The following is a 5263-nucleotide window of genomic DNA, read 5'->3' as shown; positions in this document are numbered from 1 at the left end:
CTGTTTGGATTGTATGAGTTTAAGCCGCCGATCAATGAGACTTGGGCCTTATACAGCCGGATCCAATTTGTCTATAATCAGGGATTGGCAGAAAACCAACACAACCGATCCTTTCTATACCTGCGCTTGGGATTGAAAAAGGGGCCTTTGGGATTTGGATTAGGCGCAAATTGGGATCAATACGGACCTGAAAAAGTGGCTAAGGACAACTTTGGAGTGTACACCCGATGGGAGTTTTAGAACTAAGCGGGTGAGTAACTGAACCAATGCCAAGTGAATTTTGAAAGCGAACTTATACTCCCAGGATCGGTATCCCCCCTATACAGAAATTACAAAAGACTATCAGGGGAAGGATTTTGTTATTGTTGTAAAACAACCTTTAGATCACCGGGCCGATTTTCCCCGCTGGGTCCATCCCGTTGTTCGAGATTTGCAATCTCGAACTGGTTTCCCGGGATTTGCAATCCCTATTTCTAGGCTCGATATTCCCAAAGAGCGGCTTCTAAATTCACCCAATTCCAGAGCCTACTCGTGATCCCGTGGCCTTTGATACAGGCGGTTTTTTGAGCCGAAAGCAAGGCGTTTTCCTATTTATTCGTAAAAACAATGATGTGGGCGCGCGGGGAAGACACAGCAGCGGGCCAGCGTCCGGCCCTGTGCGGAAGGAGCTTTGCTGTGTCAAGGCTTTTCCTCCCCTGCATCCCGGCCCTTCGCTAGATTAGCCCACTGGGCTAATCATTTACGCTCAGTCCTTTTTTGGCCTCAAAAAGTGACAAAGGAAAAATCACCGAGTGATCTCAAAAGGGGAAAAAGGTTGACTTTCTTTAAAAAATCATAGTACCTGTCCGGTGTGCTGGGTGGGAGACACAACTCCCAAACCTCCTTACTTCCCAACTCCCAAACTCTCAAACTTTCCAAACCCCCCAAAACCCCTCACTTCCTACCCATTTTTTTTCATTTCAACCCGAAAAATACCCAGTGGTGGGTATTTTTTCTTCCCCAAAATTCCCTTTCTTAGCAAAACGAAGTTTTTGATGATTTGCGTGAGTGAACAAGTGGAAGATTCTATGGATACCAACGTTTGACTTTCCATCGCATGATCGTCTAAAAAAGCCAATTAGATCCCGATAGACCGGGATGGTAAGGATATTCAGGTAGAAGAAGGCTTCAATGTTTTTTTGTAAAAGATTTTAGCTTAGGGCCAGGAGCTGGAGATGACAAATCCCAGCCAGCCCATTCCATAAATTTACTAATCCAAACAAGGCTTCAATTAAAAGCAAAATTCCTTGTAAATAATTAACTATGGTTATAAATTTTCAAAAAACAGAAGTCCTAAAAATTAATTCCATTATTCCATTTCTATTCTGATTATTTCCATTCATGTTAATTTTTACCTTTTAAACATCAAACTCTATGATACAAATTGAAAAGATATTAGAACGAATCAAGAATGAAAGAAATATTACTTCAAGTGATACTTCGATTGACGCCCAGGGAAAAACAGGGTTTGAGTTTAAAATTGAAAATGGTCCCAAACATGCCGAAGGCTTTGTAAACATTGAAAATGAAAATGTTAATGTTTTGATCCATGACCATAACTACTCTCCTAAATACCTGAAAAATAAAATAAATAATATTCTTAATGTGCCATCCAATTTTTTATTTGGAGAAAATATAGCCATTGGGAAACTGATTTACCTGGATGGATTCGGTACAAACCCTTCAGATTACAAGGTCGGGAATCAATATATTATCAGAGAGAAAGCCGAAATTTTTGAACTGAAGAATGGAAATCGTAGATGCAATAGTTCTTCATTTCTTCCTAGATCTGTAAAAGCCAAGTTTGTCCAAAGATTTTCAGGCCCATGTATAAATCTCGCAGGGTATCCAACTGGCAGCACCGAAACTATTGTTTTTGAAATCGTTGAATTATTGTGAGAAAAATGAAATTAAATTTAGCGCCTTTACTTTTGCTAGTTATTGCGTCTTGTGCAAAGCCTTTAGTTACCAATAGTGATCGAGGAAAATTTGGGTATGAGACGTGGTACTATCCTTCAATTCCTGATTCACCAAATATCGATGATATTGTTAAAGTGAACGTTGCATTATTGCCATTGCCGGAGCCTCCAAAGCCTGCAACCGTAAATCCTAAAACTTTTTTCGATTTAAGGGACTCCATTCCTCATACTTTTCTTAAAGTTATTGGAGCCAAGGCAGACAGTATTCCGCAAATTATAAATGCAATTCAATCAGATTTGTCAAAGGTTCCTACTCCAAGACCTGTTACCTTAAATATAGTTGGGGGCAAAGTGTTTAGAAATGATGTGATAGATGAATTTAAGGTTAGATTGTTGATTTCTTCCGTCGCAAGATACTATTACGATAAAAGACTACTTCATTCCAATACACGGATTGGGCAATTGTCTACTACCATTGAATTGATTGGAGATAATTTTATCATCAAGACAATTGATAGACTCGAGAATGATTTGGAATTAATTGATCTTGGAACTTTAGATCGGAAAAATGAAGTAACATTCTCGAGCGATTTGAAAGGTGAAGTTGGAGCTGGAACAGATATTTCAGAAACAAACAGTAATTCAAACACTAATTCACAGGGTGGAGGTAGTCAAAATAATATCTCCAGCTCTGATCTAGACGGCTTAAATAGAGTTGAAAATACATCCTCAGCTGAAAATAAAGGAGAAGAAAAAACTTCGGAAGAAAGGAAAGTAGATATTTCCAAAAAAGCTGGGGTAACTGCTGCCTTGAAATATGAGAATTCAAGTACTATTAATGAGACTCTCAAACTTCAATACCAACGGATCAAGACTAGTTTTTCATTTTCTGAGAAAAGCTTGATCGTCACACAATCTTCGGCTCCTAATAGACCTATCAGTGAAAATGTTTTTGTTACACTTACCTTAAAAGCTAATGATCGCGGATCTGCTCAACGAGACTATCTTGATGCAGCACAATTATTCAAGAGTGGTTCAAGAGAAATTAATGACTTAAATAACTCTGGATTGCAATTGGTGAGTTTACGATACATACCATGCGATTTTGATAGGATAAAACTGTCAACTCAGGCTGAAGGAGTAATCCGTTCTGTTAAGAATCAGGTCAGAGGAAGAAATAGTGGAGAATTTGATGATAAGGTCATTTATTTACCGTTTCGAACGGGAGTGGATTCGGTCGATTTACCATCCTCGAGTTTGGATGGGTGTACCAAGCTTTATTCCATGAAGATGGTATTTAAAGATTCCTTAGGAAATCAGATTCCCTATGAAGTCCGATCGGCAATTCATGGAGATATTGAAAATTCTGAACTTTCAATTTTTCATCAGGACAACGTGTCTGATTTTAGAGAATGGTTTTTTAAAGCATTGAAAAATCCTGGACAAAATCTAATTTGGGACAGTCAAATATTGCTTTTATTGCAAAGGGAAGGTTCTACGGAGAAAAAAAACCTAACCAGTAGATCTATTCAAGATATTTCAGATTTAACTCCGTTTTTCCAAAGCCTTGTTTCCATAGAATTGATTCCATATTTCCCTGACAGGGGATCTAATATTATTCCATTTGCTTCGGGAAATCGGTAGTTATTGAAATAGCGTTTATTTATGTTGGTTCCTATTTTAATAATAAATGACCATTGCGGTAGGTTAATGAGAAAATTACCGCATTGAAATCGAACAAGAGACAATCCAACCAAAAATCATTCTTCAAACTATTAGGAGTCTCAGTTTTGGGCGGAGTGCCCGGTATTCAAGTTAAATGTTGCGATGACCTTTCTTGAATATGTTTCGAATCGGAGTCGTCAGTTTAGAGCGATAGGTACGGTTTGCCTAAAGCCTGAAAGGGTATCTTATTCCTAGAAATCTGTAGCCCAGTAGCAAAGCATATGGTGGGACTTGACCTCATCGCTAGGAAATGTCCTAAAAATCCCTTTCTTAGTATCAAAACTAAGCTGGGATAAAATATTTTCTATAGCCTAGCCCTATTCAATTTTAATGATCATTTTCATTGCTATGAATACTAAAGGTATAATTATTACAGGAATCCTTCAAATTCTGTTTTTTCTAATATTTTTTTCGTCCTGTACAGGGAAAGGCACCCTCGGCTACGAAGCGTCTAAACTTTCGCTAGAGGAGCAAGAAAAAATTGCACCAGTAACTTTTTTAGAGGTATCCGGGACTTTTAGAGAAAATCTAGTTGGAGAAACGGTGGTTGAAGGAAAGGTAAAAAGCACTGCATCAGTCGCTAAATATAAAGATCTGGTACTTTCAGTCATTTTTTATACGAAGACCAACACATATCTGGGAAGCGAAGATTTTGTTCTTTATGAATTCATTAATCCGGGTAGTGAGGTGGATTTTAAAATTAAAACGAATGCCCCTAATGGGACAGAACAGGTTGGATTAGAAATGAAAGAGGCAAGCTCCGTTGATTAGCACGTGAAATAGAGATTCAAACCTAGTTTTCATAAAGTGCTTAGATTACATAACGAATCCGGTTCCATTAATATCTTGACCAAATTCTGACAGTGATGAAAATTTACATAATTCCTTGTTCGGAGAGAGATATCAAGGAAAAATTCAGATCGGTATTTGCACCCTATTGAGTAATGTAGATTTTAAATTTTCTCATTGCTCACCATCTTCCCTGTGCGGTACTCCAAGACTATTCTTCTCACTTCATCATTCAAACTGGCCTCAAGGGTGATTTCTTTGGCTAATTGATTTTTCAGTTTGATGGAAGTGGTACAGCCTGGACAGGTGGACTTACCAAAAAAGTCCAGTGTATTGTAGGCCCATGGTTTACAGGCGCTGTAGTCAAACCCGGACACGCCATTTTCTGTCACATCCAAGAAAAAATCAACCTCAAAATAATAAACTCCGATTCTGGGGGATAGGGGAGATCTGCAATCCCATTTTTGAGAAACGGAGAAGTCTGTTGAAATGTATTGGGTATAGTTTTTTCCGCTTCTTCCCAGAGAACCGTTCATTTCCAGCAGGTACCCACCTCTCCAGGGCCTTGCCATTTCGAGGTAAATGATGTCATTCCGATGGAAATAGTCCGTGATAAGATACAGCTCATAGGTAGATTCCGATAGCCCCATAATGCTTAACGCGACCGATGGGTTGGAACTTTTTTCGGATTGCTCAGTATCCCTCCGACCAACCCCATATTGCAGAAAAAGTGATTTTTATTTAGGGCGGTATTTGGGCCAGTTGGATGGCAGGAGTTGGTAGAGGTTTTT

At 38.8% G+C, this 5263-nt stretch carries 4 protein-coding genes and 1 pseudogene; 4 read left to right on the top strand and 1 reads right to left on the bottom strand.

From position 1 onward, the window contains the following. The 4 genes and pseudogenes from CLV31_RS21910 to CLV31_RS21580 all read left to right on the top strand — a co-directional run. Positions 1 to 240 (top strand): annotated as a pseudogene (locus CLV31_RS21910) (hypothetical protein); the annotation flags it as partial. Positions 241 to 1413: 1173 nt separating this feature from the next. After that, complete coding sequence (locus CLV31_RS21590) at positions 1414 to 1938, top strand: hypothetical protein (protein ID WP_111395169.1); 525 nt, start codon at positions 1414 to 1416, stop codon at positions 1936 to 1938. A gap of 5 nt (positions 1939 to 1943) precedes the next feature. Next, positions 1944 to 3602, top strand: a complete 1659-nt coding sequence (locus CLV31_RS21585) for a hypothetical protein (RefSeq protein WP_111395168.1) — start codon at positions 1944 to 1946, stop codon at positions 3600 to 3602. A 411-nt stretch (positions 3603 to 4013) separates the two neighbouring features. Further along, positions 4014 to 4454 (top strand): hypothetical protein, encoded by a 441-nt coding sequence (locus CLV31_RS21580; RefSeq protein WP_111395167.1) that lies wholly within the window; start codon positions 4014 to 4016, stop codon positions 4452 to 4454. Positions 4455 to 4636: 182 nt separating this feature from the next. Here the strand turns inward: CLV31_RS21580 and CLV31_RS21575 are convergent, their stop codons facing one another. Continuing rightward, positions 4637 to 5122, bottom strand: a complete 486-nt coding sequence (locus CLV31_RS21575; RefSeq protein ID WP_111395166.1) for a hypothetical protein — start codon at positions 5120 to 5122, stop codon at positions 4637 to 4639. Positions 5123 to 5263 lie beyond the last annotated feature (141 nt).

This window comes from Algoriphagus aquaeductus (assembly GCF_003253485.1).
GTDB lineage: Bacteria > Bacteroidota > Bacteroidia > Cytophagales > Cyclobacteriaceae > Algoriphagus > Algoriphagus aquaeductus.
Note: the sequence above shows the minus strand (reverse complement) of the source record. Positions and strands in the feature narration are given on the sequence as shown.